At 55.2% G+C, this 19863-nt stretch carries 17 protein-coding genes; 3 read left to right on the top strand and 14 right to left on the bottom strand.

Annotated features, from left to right (window positions below; all coding sequences use genetic code 11):
• Positions 1-8: 8 nt before the first annotated feature.
• The 14 genes from murG to leuO all read right to left on the bottom strand — a co-directional run bounded on the left by murG (position 9) and on the right by leuO (position 16413).
• Positions 9-1073 carry an undecaprenyldiphospho-muramoylpentapeptide beta-N-acetylglucosaminyltransferase gene (gene murG, locus APT89_RS19245; RefSeq protein WP_028015509.1) on the bottom strand — a complete coding sequence of 355 codons (1065 nt, stop codon included), beginning with the start codon at positions 1071-1073 and terminating at the stop codon, positions 9-11.
• Positions 1070-2314, bottom strand: coding sequence for a cell division protein FtsW (ftsW, locus tag APT89_RS19240; RefSeq protein ID WP_028015508.1), 1245 nt, complete (start codon positions 2312-2314; stop codon positions 1070-1072). Before ftsW ends, murG begins: the two co-directional genes overlap by 4 nt.
• Positions 2314-3630, bottom strand: coding sequence for a UDP-N-acetylmuramoyl-L-alanine--D-glutamate ligase (gene murD / locus APT89_RS19235; protein ID WP_060573315.1), 1317 nt, complete (start codon positions 3628-3630; stop codon positions 2314-2316). The genes ftsW and murD overlap by 1 nt, the downstream gene beginning before the upstream one ends.
• 2 nt (positions 3631-3632) lie before the next feature.
• A complete protein-coding gene (mraY, locus tag APT89_RS19230; RefSeq protein ID WP_008501985.1) occupies positions 3633-4715 on the bottom strand; it encodes a phospho-N-acetylmuramoyl-pentapeptide-transferase in 1083 nt (360 codons plus the stop codon).
• Entirely contained in the window at positions 4709-6067 is a 1359-nt protein-coding gene (murF, locus tag APT89_RS19225; protein ID WP_028015506.1) for a UDP-N-acetylmuramoyl-tripeptide--D-alanyl-D-alanine ligase, read from the bottom strand. The genes mraY and murF overlap by 7 nt, the downstream gene beginning before the upstream one ends.
• Complete coding sequence (gene murE / locus APT89_RS19220; RefSeq protein WP_014882540.1) at positions 6064-7551, bottom strand: UDP-N-acetylmuramoyl-L-alanyl-D-glutamate--2,6-diaminopimelate ligase; 1488 nt, start codon at positions 7549-7551, stop codon at positions 6064-6066. The genes murF and murE overlap by 4 nt, the downstream gene beginning before the upstream one ends.
• Positions 7538-9304, bottom strand: a complete 1767-nt coding sequence (locus tag APT89_RS19215) for a peptidoglycan glycosyltransferase FtsI (protein WP_028015504.1) — start codon at positions 9302-9304, stop codon at positions 7538-7540. Before APT89_RS19215 ends, murE begins: the two co-directional genes overlap by 14 nt.
• 15 nt (positions 9305-9319) lie before the next feature.
• Positions 9320-9685: a cell division protein FtsL gene (gene ftsL, locus APT89_RS19210; RefSeq protein WP_006173860.1), complete on the bottom strand. Its 366-nt coding sequence runs from the start codon at positions 9683-9685 to the stop codon at positions 9320-9322.
• Positions 9682-10623, bottom strand: coding sequence for a 16S rRNA (cytosine(1402)-N(4))-methyltransferase RsmH (gene rsmH, locus APT89_RS19205; protein WP_028015503.1), 942 nt, complete (start codon positions 10621-10623; stop codon positions 9682-9684). Before rsmH ends, ftsL begins: the two co-directional genes overlap by 4 nt.
• Positions 10624-10625: 2 nt before the next feature.
• The gene (gene mraZ, locus APT89_RS19200; RefSeq protein ID WP_014882537.1) at positions 10626-11084 is read right to left on the bottom strand and encodes a division/cell wall cluster transcriptional repressor MraZ; all 459 of its coding nucleotides are present in this window, start codon (positions 11082-11084) and stop codon (positions 10626-10628) included.
• 599 nt (positions 11085-11683) lie between these two features.
• Positions 11684-12691, bottom strand: a complete 1008-nt coding sequence (cra, locus tag APT89_RS19195; protein WP_014168621.1) for a catabolite repressor/activator — start codon at positions 12689-12691, stop codon at positions 11684-11686.
• 179 nt (positions 12692-12870) lie between these two features.
• The gene (ilvN, locus tag APT89_RS19190; RefSeq protein WP_045259452.1) at positions 12871-13362 is read right to left on the bottom strand and encodes an acetolactate synthase small subunit; all 492 of its coding nucleotides are present in this window, start codon (positions 13360-13362) and stop codon (positions 12871-12873) included.
• A gap of 1 nt (position 13363) precedes the next feature.
• Complete coding sequence (ilvI, locus tag APT89_RS19185; RefSeq protein WP_028015500.1) at positions 13364-15088, bottom strand: acetolactate synthase 3 large subunit; 1725 nt, start codon at positions 15086-15088, stop codon at positions 13364-13366.
• Between the two features lie 380 nt (positions 15089-15468).
• Entirely contained in the window at positions 15469-16413 is a 945-nt protein-coding gene (gene leuO / locus APT89_RS19180) for a transcriptional regulator LeuO (RefSeq protein WP_041911249.1), read from the bottom strand.
• Between the two features lie 608 nt (positions 16414-17021).
• Here leuO and leuL point away from each other — a divergent pair.
• The 3 genes from leuL (at position 17022) to leuB (ending at position 19862) form a co-directional block, all read left to right on the top strand.
• Positions 17022-17108, top strand: coding sequence for a leu operon leader peptide (leuL, locus tag APT89_RS24835; protein ID WP_071993742.1), 87 nt, complete (start codon positions 17022-17024; stop codon positions 17106-17108).
• 91 nt (positions 17109-17199) lie between these two features.
• Complete coding sequence (gene leuA / locus APT89_RS19175) at positions 17200-18771, top strand: 2-isopropylmalate synthase (RefSeq protein WP_028015499.1); 1572 nt, start codon at positions 17200-17202, stop codon at positions 18769-18771.
• Positions 18771-19862 (top strand): 3-isopropylmalate dehydrogenase, encoded by a 1092-nt coding sequence (leuB, locus tag APT89_RS19170; RefSeq protein WP_045259450.1) that lies wholly within the window; start codon positions 18771-18773, stop codon positions 19860-19862. The genes leuA and leuB overlap by 1 nt, the downstream gene beginning before the upstream one ends.
• The last annotated feature ends 1 nt before the right edge of the window (position 19863 follow it).

Raw genomic sequence — 19863 nt, 5'->3', positions numbered from 1 at the left:
TGCGAGGGTTAAGCCTGGGCTGCCAGGCTCACTTCTTTTGCCACCCGTTCTGTCGCATCCGGGATAGCGGCAGCGCGCGCGCGCTGCGCCATCTCCAGCAGTGCGTCTCTGTTCCAGCCCGCCAGGGTGGTGGCGACCGCATCGGCGGTAAAGTGTGGCTGCTCAAAAATTTTCGCCGCGCCGGCTTTCTCAAGCGGCAGCGCGTTCCAGTACTGCTGTCGGTCTTTGTGCTGGAACGGCACGAACAGCGCTGGCAAGCCGGCGGCGGCGATTTCGCTCACCGTCAGCGCGCCAGAGCGGCAGACCACGACATCGGCCCAGGCATAGGCTGCGGCCATATCGTCAATAAATTCCGTCACTTTATGCTGCGGCTGGCCTTCATCAGCGTACGCCTGCTCAACGGTCTGCTGAGCGCCTTTACCGCTTTGGTGCCAGATAGTCACGGCATCACCCAGCTTTGCCGCCACCTGCGGCATTGTCTGATTCAGAATGCGCGCACCCTGAGAACCACCAACGACCAAAACACGAACCGGGCCTTCACGTCCCGCCAGGCGGGCATCCGGCAGCGGCAGCGCCAGCACGTCGACGCGCACCGGGTTACCCACCACGTCCGCTTTCGGAAACGCGCCGGGAAACGCCTGCATCACTTTGGTGGCGATTTTCGCCAGCCACTTGTTGGTCAGACCGGCAATACCGTTCTGCTCGTGCAGAACAACGGGAATGCCTAACGACCACGCGGCCAGCCCGCCGGGACCAGAAACATAACCGCCCATACCCAGCACCACATCGGGCTTAAAGCGCTTCATGATGGTGCGCGCCTGACGCCAGGCATTAAAAATACGCACCGGCGCCAGCAGCATGGCCTTGAGGCCTTTGCCTCGCAGGCCGGAAATACGAATAAAGTCGATCTCAATACCGTGCTTCGGTACCAGGTCGGCTTCCATGCGGTCTGCGGTTCCCAGCCAGCGTACCTGCCAGCCCTGCTCCATTAAATGGTGCGCAACCGCCAGCCCCGGGAACACGTGTCCACCGGTACCGCCTGCCATCACCATTAACCGCTTCGGTTGATTCATCGTGAACCTCGTGTAAACGCCTGGGCTTTCTCCAGACGCGTCTCATAATCTATGCGTAACAAAAACATAATGGCCGTCGACATGATCAACAGGCTCGAACCACCATAGCTGATCAGCGGCAACGTCAGACCTTTGGTCGGCAGCATACCCGCTGCGGCCCCGACGTTAACCAGCGCCTGGAAGCTAAACCAGATACCAATTGAGCAGGCTAAGAAGCCTGAGAAGCGGTGATCGATCTCCAGCGCTTTTCGGCCAATCGACATGGCGCGGAAAGCGACGAAGAATACCATTAAAAGCGCTAATACCACACCGATATAACCCAGTTCTTCCCCAATAATGGAGAAGATGAAGTCGGTGTGCGCCTCCGGTAAATACTCCAGTTTCTGTACCGAGTTGCCCAGACCTTGCCCCCAGACTTCACCGCGGCCAAACGCCATCAGCGACTGCGTCAGCTGGTAACCGCTACCGAACGGATCTTCCCATGGGTTCCAGAACGAGGTCACGCGGCGGATACGGTAAGGCTCGGCGAGGATCAGCAGCACCACTGCTGAAATCCCCATCCCGATGATGGCGATGAACTGCCACAGCTTGGCCCCTGCCAGGAACAGCATCGCCAGCGTGGTGACAAACAGTACGACAACGGTCCCGAGGTCAGGCTGCGCCAGCAGCAGGATCGCCAGCACCAGAATGACGCCCATCGGCTTTAAGAAGCCGCGAAGGTTGTTACGCACCTCATCGACTTTTCGCACCAGGTAGTTTGCCAGGTAGCAGAATAACGAAAGCTTGGTGAACTCCGCAGGCTGAATACGCAGCGGACCGAAGGCGATCCAGCGTGATGCCCCGTTAACGGAGCTCCCGACAACCAGCACGATCAGCAGCATGATAATGGAGGCGATCAGCATCGCGGTACTGTGGCGCTGCCAGAACGCCATCGGCAGACGAAGCGTTACCAGCGCCAGGCAGAACGCCAGAATGATGTACAGCCCGTCACGCTTGGCGAACAGGAAGGGATCGTTCGCCAGACGCTGTCCAACGGGCATAGAGGCCGACGTCACCATGATAAAGCCGATCGCCGCCAGCCCCAGCGTCAGCCAGAACAGGGTGCGGTCGTACATAATCAGGCTATCGGAATCTTTATCCCGTGAAGCCATCACCCAGCCTTTCAGCGCCGCAAACAGCCACACCAGAATTCCAAATCCTGGCAGGCGCGGCATTTTCAGGCGAGGGAGAGATAAACGCATCAGCCTAACTCCTTCGCAAGGCGGGTAAAGACATCGCCACGCTGTTCGAAATTTTTAAACTGATCGAGGCTGGCGCACGCCGGGGAGAGCAGAACCATGTCGCCAGGCTGCACGCGCGGGGCAATCAGGCGCATCGCCTGTTCCATCGTTTCAGTTTGCTCAGCAACTTCCGGGCGTAGTTCAGCCAGCTCGCTGCCGTCATGGCCAAAGCAGTACAGGCGGATGTTATCGCCGGTGAGGTACTGTTTCAGGGAGGAGAAATCAGCAGATTTGCCGTCGCCACCCAACAGAAGATGCAGGGTGCCGTCAACGTGCAGACCGTTCAGCGCGGCCTCCGTGCTTCCCACGTTGGTCGCTTTGGAGTCGTTAATCCAGCGCACGCCGTTATGCTCCAGCGCCAGCTGGAAACGGTGTGCCAGGCCGGAAAACGTGGTCAACGCTTTCAGGCTGGAAGAGCGCGGTAGCCCTACGGCATCTGCCAGCGCCAGCGCCGCCAGGGCATTGGTATAGTTGTGCTGGCCGGAAAGCTTCATCTCCTTCACGTTCAGCACTTTTTCACCTTTCACGCGCAGCCAGGTTTCGCCCAGCTGGCGGTTCAGATGATAATCACCCATGGTGATACCAAAGCTGATGCAGCGCTCGTCCGCGCCGCGCACCGGCATGGTCAGCGCGTCGTCGGCGTTAACCACGCAAACTTTGGCATTTTCGTAAACACGCAGCTTGGCCGCGCGATACTGCTGCAGACCAAATGGGTACCGATCCATATGATCTTCCGTCACGTTGAGGATCGTTGCCGCCGCCGCATGCAGGCTGGAGGTGGTTTCAAGCTGGAAGCTGGAAAGTTCCAGAACGTACAGCTCGCAGCCTTTGTCCAGCAGCATCAGCGCGGGCAGACCGATATTGCCGCCTACCCCTACGTTCATGCCTGCCGCTTTCGCCATTTCACCCACCAGGGTAGTAACGGTGCTTTTGCCGTTAGAACCGGTGATCGCGATAACCGGCGCCTGCGCTTCACGGCAGAACAGCTCGATATCGCCGACAATCTCAACGCCCGCATCCGCAGCAGCGCTCAGTGAAGGGTGCGCCAGCGCCATACCCGGGCTGGCGACAATCAGATCGGCTGCCAGCAGCCAGTCATCATTCAGACCACCAAGGTGGCGTTCAACCTGTTCCGGCAGTTTGTCCAGACCCGGCGGAGAGACACGCGTATCCATCACGCGCGGCGTCACGCCGCGCGCAAGGAAAAAGTCCACGCAGGAGAGGCCAGTGAGGCCTAACCCGATGATAACGACTTTTTTACCCTGGTAATCTGCCATGATTAACGTACCTTCAGCGTTGCCAGGCCAATCAGCACCAGCATCAGCGAAATAATCCAGAAGCGCACAATCACGCGCGGCTCCGGCCAGCCTTTCAGTTCATAGTGGTGGTGGATCGGCGCCATACGGAAGATGCGCTGACCGCGCAGCTTGAAGGAGCCGACCTGCAAAATCACCGACAGGGTTTCAACCACAAACACGCCGCCCATGATCACCAGCAGGAACTCCTGACGCAGCAGCACGGCGATAATGCCGAGCGCACCGCCCAGCGCCAGAGAACCGACGTCACCCATAAAGACCTGCGCCGGATAGGTGTTGAACCAGAGGAAGCCCAGCCCCGCGCCGACTATCGCCGTACAGACGATCACCAGCTCACCCGCGTGACGCAGATAAGGAATGTGCAGGTAGTTCGCAAAGTTCATGTTACCGGTCGCCCACGCCACCAGCGCAAAACCAGCCGCCACGAAGACGGTTGGCATAATCGCCAGACCATCCAGGCCATCGGTCAGGTTAACGGCGTTACCGGTACCAACAATCACAAAGTAGGCCAGCAGGATGTAGAACAGCCCCAGCTGCGGCATCACGTCTTTAAAGAACGGCACCACCAGCTCGGTGGCGGGCGTATCTTTTCCTGCCAGATACAGCGCGAAGGCAACGCCCAGCGCAATCACTGACATCCAGAAATACTTCCAGCGGGCAATCAGGCCCTTCGTGTCTTTGCGGACGACTTTACGGTAATCATCCACAAACCCGATAATGCCGTAGCCCACCAGTACGGTCAGCACGCACCAGACGTACGGGTTAGACGGATAGGCCCACAGCAGTACGGAAACGACGATCGCGGTCAGGATCATGATCCCGCCCATCGTCGGCGTACCGCGCTTGCTGAAGTGCGACTCCGGACCGTCGTTACGTACGACCTGGCCGAAAGAGAGTTTTTGCAGACGGGCAATCATGCGCGGGCCCATCCACAACGAGATGAACAGCGCAGTCAGCAGGCTGACGATGGCGCGAAACGTCAGATACGAAAAGACGTTAAAGCCTGAATAATATTTGACCAAATGTTCGGCCAGCCAAACTAACATGTCCCGTTCTCCTGTAATGCGTGCACAACCTCTTCCATGGCGGCACTACGTGAACCTTTCACTAACACTGTCACAATTTGTTTTTCTGTAATTAATGCCTTAAGGCGCTCAATCAACGCGGCTTTGTCGGCAAAATGTTCGCCAACGCCGCTGGCATGGCTAATCGCCTGGCTCAGTTTTCCTGCGCTCAGCACGCAGTCCAGCCCCGCCGCTTTCGCCGCTTCACCCACCTGGGTATGACAGGCTTCGCTTTCATCGCCCAGCTCCGCCATGTCGCCAACCACCATGACGCGGTAGCCCGGCATTTCAGATAGCACCTGCACCGCCGCCGTCATTGAGCCGACGTTCGCGTTGTAGGAGTCATCAAGCAGCAATTTGTTTTCTGCAAGCGGGATCGGGTACAGGCGTCCCGGCACGGCTTTCAAATTCGCCAGCCCGGTTTTAATCGCCTCGTGTGACGCTCCCACCGCCGTCGACAAGGCCGCTGCAGCCAGCGCATTGGCGATGTTATGGCGTCCCGGCAGCGGTAACAGCACGTCTACGTCACCCGTTGGGGTAGCAAGCGTGAATTCCGTACCGTGCGACGTCACATGGATATTGGTCGCGGTAAAGTCACTGTTGGCCGCGTTCGGCGAGAAGCGCCAGGTTTTACGCGAGCCAATGATGCTCTGCCAGTTCAGCCAGTCGTTGTTGTCGGCATTGAGAATGGCAATGCCGTCAGCAGGCAGACCGGTGTAGATTTCGCCTTTCGCTTTCGCCACGCCTTCCAGCGAGCCAAAGCCTTCCAGATGCGCTGCCGCGAGGTTATTCACCAGCGCCGCTTCCGGGCGAGTCAGGCTCACGGTCCAGGCGATTTCGCCCTGGTGGTTTGCCCCTAACTCGATCACCGCAAATTCATGCTCTTTGGTCAGGCGAAGTAATGTCATCGGCACGCCGATGTCATTATTGAGGTTACCTGCGGTATAAAGCGTATTACCGCACTGGCTGAGGATGGCCGCCGTCATCTCTTTCACCGACGTTTTGCCCGATGACCCGGTCAGCGCGACAACGCGAGCAGGTACCTGCTGACGAACCCAGGCGGCCAGTTCACCGAACGCGAGACGCGTATCGTTCACCACAATCTGCGGCAAATCGATATCCAGCCTGCGGCTGACCAGCAGCGCGCCAGCGCCGTTTTCTTTGGCCTGTCCGGCAAAATCATGCGCGTCAAAACGTTCGCCTTTCAGCGCCACAAACAGACAGCCCGCGGTCACTTTACGGGTGTCGGTGGTGACCGCGTCAATGGTCAGATCCTGGCCCAGCAGCTCGCCGTGCAGTACCGCAGCGGCCTGGCTTAAGGTGATGCTAATCATGCGACGACTCCCAGCAGACGCGCTGCCGTTACGCGGTCGGAGTAGTCCAGACGACGATTGCCAACAATCTGATAGTCTTCATGACCTTTACCGGCCAGCAGAACGACATCATTTTCTTTTGCCTGCATGATGGTGTTTGTCACGGCTTCCGCGCGGCCTTCCACCACACGGGCGCGACCGGCGTCCAGCATACCCGCCAGAATGTCGTTAATGATGGCGCGCGGCTCTTCGGTACGCGGATTGTCATCGGTGACCACAGGAATGTCCGCGAACTGCTCGGCAATGGCGCCCATAAGGGGACGTTTACCTTTGTCGCGATCGCCACCGCAGCCGAAGACGCACCAGAGTTTACCGGTGCAGTGCAGGCGTGCCGCTTCCAGCGCTTTTTCCAGCGCATCCGGCGTGTGGGCATAATCGACAACCACGGTCGGTTTGCCCGGCGCGCTAAACACTTCCATACGGCCGCAAACCGGCTGTAGACGCGCTGACGTTTTCAGCAGTTCCGCCATCGGATAACCCAGCGCCAGTAGCGTTGCCAGCGCCAGCAGCAGGTTGCTGACGTTGAACGCCCCCATCAGGCGGCTTTCAATTTCACCTTCACCCCAGGAAGAGGCAAAGCGGATCGTCGCGCCACTGTCGTGATAGTTAACGTCAACGGCCTTCAGCCAGCGGCCGTGGCAGTTCGGATTGATATGGTCTTCCATCGACACCGCTACCGCGTCTGGCAGCTTCGCAAGCCAGCGGCGGCCCACTTCGTCGTCGGCGTTGATGATGGCCTGGCCATAATGGTGAGTTGAGAACAGCAGCCATTTGGCGGCTTCGTAGTGTTCCATATCACCATGATAATCAAGGTGATCGCGGCTCAGGTTGGTGAACACTGAAGCAGCAAACTTCAGTGCCGCGACGCGATGCTGTACCAGGCCGTGCGAAGAAACTTCCATCGCGGCAAAGGTTGCCCCCTGCCCTGCCAGACCGGCAAGCACGTGCTGTACGTCAACCGCAGAACCGGTGGTGTTTTCCGTCGGGCTCACTTTGCCCAGCAGGCCGTTACCCACGGTCCCCATCACCGCGCCGGTTTCACCCAGCAACTGAGCCCACTGCGCCATCAACTGCGTGGTGGTGGTTTTTCCGTTCGTGCCCGTCACGCCAACCAGACGCAGTTGGTCGGAAGGTTCGTGATAAAAGCGTCCTGCCAGTGCAGAGAGACGCTCATTCAACTGGCTGAGATAGATAACCGGCACCCCGTGCATTTCCCGGATCTCACCGTCGGTTGCCTCGTCTTTAGCCTCAGCAATAATGGCAGCCACACCTTGCGCAATCGCCTGCGGGATATAACGACGCCCGTCCGCCTGATGACCAACCACTGCCACAAAAAGATCGCCAGAAGCAGCCACGCGGCTGTCCAGTACCATCTCTCGCAGTGCTCGCTCCGGTGCATTTGGCACCCACGGAGCGAGAAGGTCGCGCAAATTACGATCTGCCACCTGTACCCTCGCCTTGATTAATTACAAATTCACTTTTTTCGCCCGTCGCCAGCGCATCTGGTTCAACGTTCATGGTGCGTAACACGCCACCCATGATGGCGCCAAACACAGGCGCGGAAACGGCGCCGCCGTAGTATTTACCCGCCTGTGGATCGTTAATCACGACCACCAGCGCAAAACGCGGATTGCTAGCAGGCGCAACGCCTGCGGTATAGGCAATGTATTTGTTGATGTAGCGGCCGTCTGGCCCCACCTTTTTCGCCGTACCGGTTTTAATGGCGATGCGATAGCCTTTGATGGCCGCCTTCACGCCGCCGCCGCCCGGCAGCGCCACGCTTTCCATCATGTGCACAACGGTACGAACGATGGATTCCGGGAAGATACGCTCGCCCGGAACCGGTGGATCAACTTTGGTTATGGACAGCGGGCGATAGACGCCGTAGCTGCCAATCGTTGCGTAGACTCGCGCTAACTGTAACGGGGTTACCATTAGCCCGTAGCCGAAAGAGAAGGTGGCCCTCTCTATGTCAGACCACCGTTGTTTTTGAGGATATAAGCCACTGCGTTCTCCGACCAACCCCAAATTGGTCGCCTTTCCAAGTCCAAAACGTGAGTAAGTCTCTACTAACGCTGAGGACGGCATCGCTAACGCCAGCTTTGAAACACCGACGTTACTCGACTTCTGTAACACCCCGGTCAGGGTCAATTCGCTGTAGCGCGCCACGTCTTTAATCTCGTGGCCGTTAATACGGTAAGGGATCGTGTTCAGGACCGTGTTTTCATTGACGATACCGCGCTGAAGCGCCGTCATAACCACCATTGGTTTCACCGTGGAGCCAGGTTCGAACACGTCGGTAATCGCCCGGTTACGCATCGCATCTTTTGCGGTGCCGGTAAAGTTGTTCGGGTTGTAGGAAGGACTGTTGGCCATAGCCAGCACTTCTCCGGTGCTGACATCCACCAGCACGGCGCTGCCGGATTCTGCCTTGTTAAACGCCACGGCGTTGTTCAGCTCGCGGTAGACCAGCGCCTGCAGGCGCTCGTCGATACTCAGAGCCAGGTTGTGCGCAGCCTGGCTGTCCGTAGAGGAGATATCTTCAATGACGCGCCCGTAGCGGTCCTTACGCACAATTCGCTCGCCAGGCTGCCCGGTGAGCCACTTATCGAAGCTTTTTTCAACGCCTTCAATCCCCTGGCTGTCGACGTTGGTGAAGCCGATGAGGTGAGCGGTTACTTCGCCGGACGGATAGTAACGACGGGATTCTTCGCGCAGATGAATGCCCGGCAGCTTCAGTTTTCGAATGTAGTCCGCCATGTCAGGGTTAACCTGGCGCGCCAGATAGATAAAACGCCCTTTCGGGTTCGCGTTGACGCGGGAGGCTAGCTGATCCAGCGGCATTTTGAGCGCATCTGAAAGCGCTTTCCAGCGGTTATCAAGCGTGATGCCACCGGCGTCGTGCAGCTCTTTCGGGTCGGCCCAAATCGCTTTCACCGGCACGCTCACCGCCAGCGGGCGACCTGAACGGTCAGTGATCATTCCGCGAGAAGTCGACACTTCCTGAACGCGAAGGGAGCGCATATCGCCCTGGCGTACCAGCATGTCAGGGGCGATGATTTGCAACCACGCCACGCGTCCCAGCAGGAAACCCAGCGCCAGTAAAATGCAGCCGCAAAGCAACGCAAAACGCCAACTGATGAAGTTGGCCTGTTCTTCCTGACGTTTTGGTTTAAGCGTTTTTGCCGCTGCTTTCATGCGTCGCGTGTTCCCTTATTTTTGTACTACGATATTTTCCTGGGAAGGATCAACATGCTGCAGTTGCAGCTTTTCCGTTGCGATCCGTTCAACCCGGCTGTGATCGCCGAGCGCGTTTTCTTCAAGGATCAGATTTCGCCATTCAATATCCAGCGCATCGCGTTCCAGCACCAGCTGCTCGCGTTGCGCAGTCAATAAACGTGTATGGTGAGCTGTGGTCACCACCGTAACTGCCGTAACAATGATGCAAATGAACAGGCAGAGTGGCAGTTTCCCGAATCGCAAAAGATCGTCGCCGATCACGCCAGGCAAGGCATGGCGCTCGTTGCTTCCTAACGATCCCTTAACTTTGCTTAGGGTTTCTGTCACTCTGCCGATCATGCGTTCGTCCTCTCTGCAACTCGCAGCACTGAACTACGGGCACGTGGATTCTCTGCCACCTCTTCTTCGCCCGGCATCAACTTGCCTAATGCTCGCAACTGACGGCCCCCCAGCTTCCTGAGTTGTTCTTCCGTCATCGGCAGCCCCGCTGGAACCTGAGGACCGCGGCTTTGTTCACGCATGAAGCGTTTTACAATGCGGTCTTCCAGCGAATGGAAGCTGATGATGGATAACCGCCCACCCGGGGCCAGCACGTCGAGCGAGCTTTTTAGCGCCAGCTCTATTTCCTCCAGTTCACTGTTTACCCAGATGCGAACCGCCTGGAAGGTACGGGTCGCGGGATGTTTGTGCTTATCCTTCACCGGCGTCGCCGCCGCAATCACTTCCGCCAGCTCTTTGGTGCGGGTCATTGGCTCAACGCGGTTGCGCTCAACGATGGCGCGCGCAATGCGCTTGCCAAAACGTTCTTCGCCGAAGGTTTTGATCACCCAGGCAATATCTGCTTCGTCAGCGGTCTGCAGCCATTCGGCGGCAGACTGGCCGCGCGTCGGGTCCATACGCATGTCCAGCGGACCGTCGCGCATAAAGGAGAAGCCGCGTTCTGCATCATCAAGCTGGGGTGAAGATACGCCAAGATCGAGAAGAATCCCGTCGATCTTGCCCGTGAGATCGCGCTCGGCCACGTAATCAGCGAGCGCAGAAAAAGGTCCATGCACGATGGAAAAGCGTGGGTCATTGATGGTCTGTGCCACGGCAATCGCCTGCGGATCGCGATCGATTGCCAGCAGTCGCCCTTCCTCTCCAAGCTGGGAGAGGATCAAACGCGAGTGACCACCGCGACCAAACGTGCCATCAATGTAGATGCCATCCGGACGAATATTCAGGCCGTTCACGGCCTCGTCCAGTAACACCGTTTTATGTTTATAATTTTCCATCATATTTATAGAGACAAGTCCTGCAGCCGTTCCGATAAAGTTGCGGAATCAGACTGCTCAGCGTCGATATCTTCCTTGACCTGTTGATACCAGGTCGTTTCGTCCCACAGTTCAAACTTGTTGAACTGCCCGACCAGCATCACTTCTTTGGTCAGACCGGCATGTTGCCGCAGCACGGGCGCAATCAGTAATCGCCCGGCGCTATCCATCTGACACTCACTGGCATGTCCCAATAACAGCCGCTGCACGCGGCGCTCTTGCGGGTTCATGCTCGACAGTCGCGACAGCTTTTGCTCAATGATTTCCCATTCAGGTAAGGGGTAAAGCAGCAGGCAGGGGGAGTTGATGTCAATGGTGCAAACCATTTGACCCGAAGCATTCTCAATCAGCTGGTCGCGGTATCGGGTTGGGACCGATAAACGCCCTTTGCTGTCGAGATTGACTAACGTAGCTCCACGGAACATGCCAGTCTCACCCCTCCTCACCACTTTAACCCACAAATTCCCACCTAAAGGAGTTTACGGAGCGAGGGAAAAGCTTGTCAAGCCAGGACTCTCCCTGTATAGACCCGAAAGCCCTCTATTTACAGAGATAAACAGTCCTGGTTAATAACTGCACAACTGGCGAGGCAAATTAACGTTATGAATATTTGTAAGAAAAAAACCGAATATGCACACTAGCGTTAAGGCTCACTCAATATCATCGCAGATAAATATAAAGTGTCAGTTTGCGACGCGGGCAGCATTTTATGACAGATTGTCAGGGGATAACAGCGCCAGATTCACTCAATCGGTCGGTGGAAGCGGCGGTTGCGTTGCTGGCCGGTCGAGGGGAAGGAAAAACGTCTGAATATTCATCGACCGAAGAGGGTTTGTAACAAAGTAATACAAAGAGAGGGTTTTAAAAATCGCTTCATGATTCTTTAAGGACCCTTTTAAACGGCAAAATGAATTAAGAAAAATAGTAGATTAGGAACTCTCAAGAATTATCCTAATTTCACTGCGGGAATTAACTCGGCGAATTATTCCAGTAAAAAGGGGCGGTTTTTCGCCGCCCCGTCATTTCATTTATGGCGGCTCAAAATTCCACGATGATAGAGATTACGTTTGATACGCGTCAGACCCGGCTTCGGTTTGCGCGGCTCATCCAGGCTCGCCAGAACAATCTCCAGGACGCGTTCCGCTACATCTCGGTGACGCTGGGCCACCGCCAGCACCGGGCACTGAAGGAAATCGAGAAGCTCGTTATCCCCAAACGTGGCGATCGCCAGGTCAGAGGGAAGCTTGCCTTCACGACGCAAGGTGACATCCATTACCCCCTGCAGAAGGGCAAATGACGTTGTGAACAGCGCCTGGGGCATCGGGTGCGTCTCCAGCCATTTTTCGAACAGCTGCGCAGCGGCTTCGCGTTCATAGCTGTTGGCATAGAGATAGTGGACTTCACGCGGATCGTCTTTCCATGCGGTTCTGAACCCTTGCTCACGCAGGAAGCTTACGGAAAGCTCGGGCAGCGCGCCAAGATACAGCACCGTTTCAGCGGGGAAGGTTCTCAGCTCAGCGGCCAGCATTTCCGCGTCATCCTGATCGGCACCCACTACGCTTGTGAAATGCTCACGATCGAGCGCGCGGTCCAGCGCCACGATGGGGAACGGATCGTTCGCCCAGCGCTGGTAAAACGGATGCTCCGGCGGTAAGGAGGTCGAGACGATGATGGCATCGACCTGACGCTGGAGCAGATGTTCAATGCAGCGCATCTCGTTATCGGGCTGGTCTTCAGAACAGGCTATCAGCAGCTGGTAACCGCGCTGGCGGGCCTGACGTTCGAGATAGTTGGCGATACGGGTATAGCTGGTGTTTTCCAGATCCGGGATCACCAGACCAATAGAGCGGGTGCGCCCGGCACGCAGGCCGGCAGCGACAGCATTCGGATGGTAGTTATGCTCACGAACCACCGCCATAACTTTTTCAACGGTCTTATCGCTGACGCGGTACTGCTTTGCTTTGCCGTTAATCACATAGCTGGCCGTTGTTCGTGACACGCCGGCTAGCCGGGCGATTTCATCCAGTTTCACAATTGCCCCTTAAAAAAAGAAAAGAGTCCATGGCCCTGTCAAGGTTATGGTTAAATCTTTTAACATCTAAACGCAGAAAAGCCTTCGCGGCAACCGCTTTTATCTGCGTTGTCGGCTGATTACGCAAAAAAAAGCCCGGCTTTGGTGACCGGGCTGAAAGAGGCGAACCTTTTTAACAACTACCGCATGATTTTCTCGCCGCGTGACAGACCAACGATCCCCGATCTCGCCACCTCAACAATTTTTGCTACATCCCGCACGGATGCCAGGAAAGCGTCCAGCTTGTCACTGGTTCCGACCAGTTGAACCGTATAAAGAGAAGGCGTGACGTCGATGATCTGCCCGCGGAAGATATCCGCATTGCGTTTGACCTCTTCGCGCCCGTAACCGCTGGCCTGTATTTTTACCAGCATGACCTCACGCTCAACGTAAGCGCCCTGCCCCAGCTCGCTTACGCGCAGCACATCGACCAGCTTATGCAGCTGTTTCTCGATCTGCTCAATTACCTTGGCATCGCCAACGGTCTGAATCGTCATACGCGACAGCGTCGGATCGTCCGTTGGCGCCACGGTCAGGCTTTCAATGTTATAGCCACGCTGCGCAAAAAGCCCAATGACGCGCGACAGTGCGCCAGACTCGTTTTCCAGTAATACCGATAATATCCGGCGCATATCAGGTTCTCTCCGTTTTGCTTAACCACATCTCGTCCATACCGCCGCCGCGAATATGCATCGGATAAACGTGCTCGGTTCCATCAACGATGACATCCATAAAGACGAGGCGGTTGTTTTTAACGTGCTCAAGCGCTTCGGCGAGCTTCGTTTCCAGCTCAGCCGGATCGGTCACCCGCATCCCTATATGACCGTAAGCTTCAGCAAGACGAACAAAATCCGGCAGCGATTTCATATATGACTGAGAGTGGCGGCCCGAGTAGATCATATCCTGCCACTGCTTCACCATACCGAGATAGCCGTTATTAAGGTTGAGCACCAGTACCGGCAGCTCATATTGCAGCGCGGTGGAAAGTTCCTGAATGTTCATCTGAATACTGCCGTCTCCGGTCACGCAGACGACGGTTTCATTTGGCAGCGCCAGCTTCACGCCCAGCGCGGCAGGCAGGCCAAAGCCCATCGTGCCTAAACCTCCCGAGTTGATCCAGTGACGCGGTTTATCAAACGGATAATAGAGGGCGGCAAACATTTGATGCTGGCCCACGTCAGAGGTCACATACGCGTCGCCTTTCGTCAGTCGCCATACCGTTTCGATGACCGCCTGCGGCTTAATATGCTCGCTTTGGGTGTCATATTTCAGACACTGCCGCGCGCGCCATTGCTCAATTTGCTGCCACCAGTCACGGATTTCATCCAGCGGTTGCGCTGTGTTTTCCAGCGCCAGCAGATCCAGCATTTGTTCAAGGACCTGTCGCGCGTCGCCGACGATAGGTACATCAGCAGACACCGTTTTTGAAATTGACGTCGGATCGATATCAATGTGCAGCACGGTGGCATTCGGGCAATACTTCGCCAGATTGTTGGTCGTACGATCGTCAAAACGCACGCCGACGGCAAAGATGACGTCAGAATGATGCATCGTCATGTTGGCTTCATAGGTACCGTGCATACCCAACATGCCGAGCGCCTGACGGTGGGTGGCGGGAAACGCTCCGAGTCCCATCAGCGATGACGCAACAGGAAGATTGAGCTTTTCAACCAGTTCACGAAGCTGTGCCTCACACGCTGAATTGACGGCCCCGCCACCGACATAGACCACCGGTTTTTTAGCGGCCAGCAGCGTTTGCAGCGCGCGTTTGATCTGACCTTTGTGACCCTGCGTTGTTGGGTTGTAAGAGCGCATGCTCACCGATTCCGGCCAGACATAAGGCAGCTTGTTTGCCGGGTTCAGGATATCTTTAGGGAGATCGACCACCACCGGCCCCGGGCGCCCGCTTGCCGCCAGCCAGAACGCCTTCTTCAGAATGCCAGGAATGTCTTCGGTTTGCTTGACCAGGAAGCTGTGCTTCACGACGGGACGCGAAATCCCGACCATGTCGCACTCCTGAAACGCATCATAGCCAATCAGTGATGTCGCGACCTGTCCGGAAAGGATCACCAGCGGAATAGAGTCCATGTACGCGGTCGCAATGCCGGTAATGGCGTTTGTCGCACCGGGCCCCGACGTGACCAGGACCACGCCCACTTCACCCGTCGCACGCGCCAGGCCATCGGCCATATGTACCGCCGCCTGCTCATGGCGTACCAGCACATGGTCAATACCCCCTACCGTATGCAGTGCGTCATAAATATCGAGGACCGCGCCGCCAGGATAGCCGAACACTTGCTTTACGCCCTGATCGATCAGCGACCGGACGACCATTTCCGCGCCAGACAACATCTCCATGCTTTGCCTCCAGGCATTTTGTTATAGACGGACCGCCGAATTCATTTCCGCACCGTCTTGCGATCGGGATGAACCCGTCTTCTATTTTGCAGAGTGATACTTACCTTAACCGCTCGTTATGAGGCAGGCAATTCGCAAACCAGGAGAGATAAGAGGCCGTGAAAGCAGAAAAAACAGACATTGTCAGAGGATATGGTTAATTCATCTGAAATTAGGGGATGAGATGATAAATCATCGCTGAAAAGCGCGGCGATGTAGAAAATCATCTATTTTTACGGGCCTGGCAGCCGCCAGATAAAATACGCAACAGAACAAAATATTAATAAAAGAAACAAAACCAGGATAAATCACATGCAAAGATGCAATTTATCCTGACTCGATTACCGACGGCAGATGCTAATAAGTAGCTCTTCCATCCACTGATGTCCTTTATCCCGTCCAGCAGCTTCATGCCAGGAGAGATAGCAGGTGCGGCTATTTAGCTTGAGCGGCAGAGGCAAAATTTGCAGATTTAACGCGCCAGAGAACTCTTCTGCCAGCCAGCGTGGGGCAATTGCCACCAGCTGCGTCTGGGAAACGACATTTAATACGCTGACCATGGCCATCCCCTGATAAGCCACGCTCGCCTGTTTCTCCGCAGTGTCGTACCAGGGCAGGCTAAAGGAGGCATATCTGTCGAGCGCAACAACGGCATGCTGTTCGCTATAAACGTCACTTTCACGTAACGGCGCATTCAGTCGTGGATGTTTTTTGCTGGCAACCAGCACCATTTCATCTTTAAACAGCGGTACACAGGAAAATTCAGGACGGCGGAATTCTTCATAACCCAGGACGAATTCGATTTCCTGGTAACGTAACTGGTGTTCGGTGTTTTGATTTAAGGACGATTTAAAGACGAGATTAATATTAGGTGCAATCTCTTCAACTTTATTATAAATAATTGATGTCAGATAATTATCTAATGGACTGCAGACGCAGAGATGGAATACTCGCTCACTGCTTAAGGGTTCAAAGCCCGAGCCCGGCAGCTCATTTTGCACCAGCTGCAGCGCCTGGCGGATGGAGCCGAAAAGCTGGAAAGCCCGCGCTGTAGGCTGGATCCCTCTTCCATAACGAACAAACAATTCGTCGTTGAACATAACCTTAAGCCTGGCAACGGCATTACTTACGGCAGGCTGTGACATCCCCAGGGCTTGTGCCGCACGCGTGATATTCTGCTCCTGCATGACAGCATCAAACACCGTCAGTAGATTAAGATCCACCGTGCGTAACTGTGGTTTAATTCCATCAGTAATCTGTGGTTGTTTAATATTATTTTCTGGCACTTCTGACTCCACTGTCACGCTACACTCCCTTCGCCAACGCACTGTAATAATTTCGAAAAATATGATTTACCATGCAGATACGACCAGCGAAAGGAAATTGTTTAAAAATCGGAATATATAAAGATTATCTAATAATGCTATAATGCAAAACGGCACAAAGGATATGCTTAACTTTAGTGTTTGAATGAAACCATAAACCAAATCAATATACAATAACCATCCAGTTAAGGATGACTTAAGTATAATTAAACTGTTATCGACATTGAGCAGAATTAAGTTAACAATCTGTTATCAATGATTCTATTTGAAGGGAGAAAAAGTTCTCTCAAAAAAGATAACTCGATGATAGTAAAACGGTTTAAAGAGAAAGCATTTGTGAGGACTGGGTCACCTGAAAAATACCCGTTATGTTTATTCGTTTCTGCAAATGTTTTTTAAGTCCAAAAATAGACAATTAGTGAAGTTAAAAATCAAAAACCCAGCACAATAAGCTTAACAACACACCCTCTCTGTTTAGCCTTCTGGGGCCGTTTTTACCATCAGGGGTTGACATGCAGAGCTGTATCCAGTACCACTAAAAGCATATTGAATTTAACGGAGCACGATTCATGACACGCACCATTCGTTTCATCGGTCTACTACTACTAAACGCATCCACTGTGCGCGGTAGACTGGCGGGCGAAATTCAGCGTTGAATCGTCACCAGTAAGACTAAAAACCCGCGCCACTGCGCGGGTTTTTTTATGCTCGTAGCAAGGCGCCCTAAGACTGACAAGGACCTAACCCATGAGCCAGCAAGTCATTATTTTCGATACTACTTTACGTGACGGTGAACAGGCATTACAGGCAAGCCTGAGTGTAAAAGAGAAACTGCAGATTGCGCTGGCTCTCGAGCGTATGGGCGTCGACGTGATGGAGGTCGGGTTCCCCGTCTCCTCTCCGGGTGATTTTGAATCCGTACAGACTATCGCCCGCACCATTAAAAACAGCCGCGTGTGCGGTCTGGCGCGCTGCGTAGAGAAAGACATCGACGTTGCGGCTGAGTCGCTGAAGGTGGCCGAAGCCTTCCGTATTCATACCTTTATTGCAACCTCACCAATGCACATCGCAACCAAGTTGCGCAGCACGCTGGATGAGGTCATTGAACGCGCGGTATACATGGTTAAGCGCGCACGCAACTACACCGATGACGTTGAATTCTCCTGTGAAGATGCGGGCCGTACGCCGATTGAAGACCTGGCGCGTGTAGTCGAAGCCGCCATCAACGCGGGCGCTAAAACCATCAACATCCCGGACACCGTCGGCTATACCATGCCGTTTGAGTTCTCCAACATCATTACCGGCCTGTATGAGCGCGTACCTAACATTGATAAAGCAATCATCTCCGTACATACCCATGATGATTTGGGCCTGGCCGTAGGCAATGCCATCGCTGCGGTGCACGCCGGTGCACGTCAGGTAGAAGGTGCAATGAACGGCATCGGTGAACGCGCGGGCAACTGTTCACTGGAAGAAGTGATCATGGCGATCAAGGTGCGCAAAGACATCATGAACGTGCACACCCGCATCAATCACAACGAAATCTGGCGCACCAGCCAGACCGTCAGCCAGATTTGCAACATGCCGATCCCGGCTAACAAGGCGATTGTTGGAACCGGCGCGTTCGCCCACTCCTCCGGTATTCACCAGGACGGCGTGCTGAAAAACCGTGAAAACTACGAAATCATGACTCCGGAATCCATCGGCCTGAACCAGGTTCAGCTGAACCTGACCTCCCGTTCCGGTCGTGCGGCAGTGAAACACCGGATGGAAGAGATGGGCTATCAGGACAGCGATTACAACATGGATCAGCTTTACGACGCGTTCCTGAAGCTGGCCGACAAGAAAGGCCAGGTATTCGATTACGACCTGGAAGCGCTGGCCTTCATCAACAAGCAGCAGGAAGAGCCAGAGCACTTCCGTCTGGACTACTTCAACGTGCAGTCCGGCTCCAGCGACATCGCTACCGCCTCGGTCAAGCTGGCCTGCGGTGATGAAATCAAAGCGGAAGCCGCCAACGGTAACGGCCCTGTGGATGCCATCTATCAGGCGATCAACCGCGTTACCGAGTACGACGTAGAGCTGGTGAAATACGACCTGACGGCAAAAGGGCACGGTAAAGACGCGCTGGGTCAGGTGGATATCGTCGTCAACTATAATGGCCGCCGTTTCCACGGTGTGGGCCTGGCGACGGATATTGTCGAATCCTCCGCGAAAGCGATGGTGCACGTCCTGAACAACATCTGGCGCGCCGCTGAAGTCGAAAAAGAGTTGCAACGCAAAGCTCAGAATAAAGAGAACAACAAGGAAACCGTGTAATGTCGAAGAACTACCATATTGCTGTGTTGCCGGGTGACGGTATTGGTCCGGAAGTGATGGCACAGGCGCTGAAAGTACTGGAAGCCGTTCGCTCGCGTTTTGCGATGAAAATTACCACCAGCCACTACGACGTGGGCGGTATTGCGATTGATAATCACGGAACGCCATTGCCGAAAACCACCGTTGAAGGCTGCGAAAATGCCGATGCCGTGCTGTTTGGCTCCGTCGGTGGCCCAAAATGGGAACACCTGCCGCCGGCAGAGCAGCCAGAGCGCGGCGCGCTCCTGCCGCTGCGTAAACATTTTAAGCTGTTCAGTAACCTGCGTCCGGCTAAGCTGTATCAGGGGCTGGAAGAGTTTTGTCCGCTGCGCGCGGATATCGCGGCCAACGGTTTCGACATCCTGTGCGTGCGTGAGCTGACGGGCGGGATCTACTTCGGTCAGCCAAAAGGTCGCGAAGGCAGCGGGCAGCACGAGAAAGCGTTTGATACCGAGGTGTACCACCGTTTTGAAATTGAACGTATCGCCCATATCGCCTTTGAATCTGCACGCAAGCGCCGCCATAAGGTGACCTCCATTGATAAGGCGAACGTGCTGCAGTCGTCCATTTTGTGGCGCGAGATCGTCAGTGAAGTCGCTAAGCAGTACCCGGACGTTGAGCTGTCGCATATGTACATCGACAACGCGACCATGCAGCTGATTAAGGATCCGTCCCAGTTTGACGTGCTGCTCTGCTCCAACCTGTTCGGCGATATTTTGTCTGACGAGTGCGCGATGATCACCGGCTCTATGGGCATGCTGCCATCCGCCAGCCTGAATGAAGAAGGCTTTGGCCTGTACGAACCGGCGGGCGGTTCCGCGCCGGATATCGCAGGCAAGAACATTGCGAACCCGATTGCGCAGATCCTCTCCCTGGCCCTGCTGCTGCGCTACAGCCTCGATGCAGGCGACGCAGCAACCGCAATTGAAAACGCCATTAACCGGGCGTTAGAAGAAGGCGTCCGTACCGGTGACTTAGCGCGCGGCACGGCAGCAGTCAGTACTGATGAAATGGGCGACATCATTGCCCGCTATGTCGCTGAAGGGGTGTAAT

Source organism: Enterobacter sp. 50588862 (assembly GCF_001462935.1).
Lineage (GTDB): Bacteria > Pseudomonadota > Gammaproteobacteria > Enterobacterales > Enterobacteriaceae > Enterobacter > Enterobacter bugandensis.
The sequence above is the reverse complement of the archived record's forward strand: the minus strand, read 5'-3'. Positions and strand labels throughout refer to the sequence as shown.

Bases quoted from the DNA above. Each gene is read 5' to 3' on its own strand.
- mraY (WP_008501985.1), bottom strand. From the start codon at position 4,715: ATGTTAGTTTGGCTGGCCGAACATTTGGTCAAATATTATTCAGGCTTT.
- mraZ (WP_014882537.1), bottom strand. From the start codon at position 11,084: ATGTTCCGTGGAGCTACGTTAGTCAATCTCGACAGCAAAGGGCGTTTA.
- rsmH (WP_028015503.1), bottom strand. From the start codon at position 10,623: ATGATGGAAAATTATAAACATAAAACGGTGTTACTGGACGAGGCCGTG.
- ilvI (WP_028015500.1), bottom strand. From the start codon at position 15,088: ATGGAGATGTTGTCTGGCGCGGAAATGGTCGTCCGGTCGCTGATCGAT.
- leuL (WP_071993742.1), top strand. From the start codon at position 17,022: ATGACACGCACCATTCGTTTCATCGGTCTACTACTACTAAACGCATCC.
- leuB (WP_045259450.1), top strand. From the start codon at position 18,771: ATGTCGAAGAACTACCATATTGCTGTGTTGCCGGGTGACGGTATTGGT.
- murF (WP_028015506.1), bottom strand. From the start codon at position 6,067: ATGATTAGCATCACCTTAAGCCAGGCCGCTGCGGTACTGCACGGCGAG.
- ilvN (WP_045259452.1), bottom strand. From the start codon at position 13,362: ATGCGCCGGATATTATCGGTATTACTGGAAAACGAGTCTGGCGCACTG.
- murD (WP_060573315.1), bottom strand. From the start codon at position 3,630: ATGGCAGATTACCAGGGTAAAAAAGTCGTTATCATCGGGTTAGGCCTC.
- leuA (WP_028015499.1), top strand. From the start codon at position 17,200: ATGAGCCAGCAAGTCATTATTTTCGATACTACTTTACGTGACGGTGAA.
- ftsW (WP_028015508.1), bottom strand. From the start codon at position 2,314: ATGCGTTTATCTCTCCCTCGCCTGAAAATGCCGCGCCTGCCAGGATTT.
- murG (WP_028015509.1), bottom strand. From the start codon at position 1,073: ATGAATCAACCGAAGCGGTTAATGGTGATGGCAGGCGGTACCGGTGGA.
- APT89_RS19215 (WP_028015504.1), bottom strand. From the start codon at position 9,304: ATGAAAGCAGCGGCAAAAACGCTTAAACCAAAACGTCAGGAAGAACAG.
- ftsL (WP_006173860.1), bottom strand. From the start codon at position 9,685: ATGATCGGCAGAGTGACAGAAACCCTAAGCAAAGTTAAGGGATCGTTA.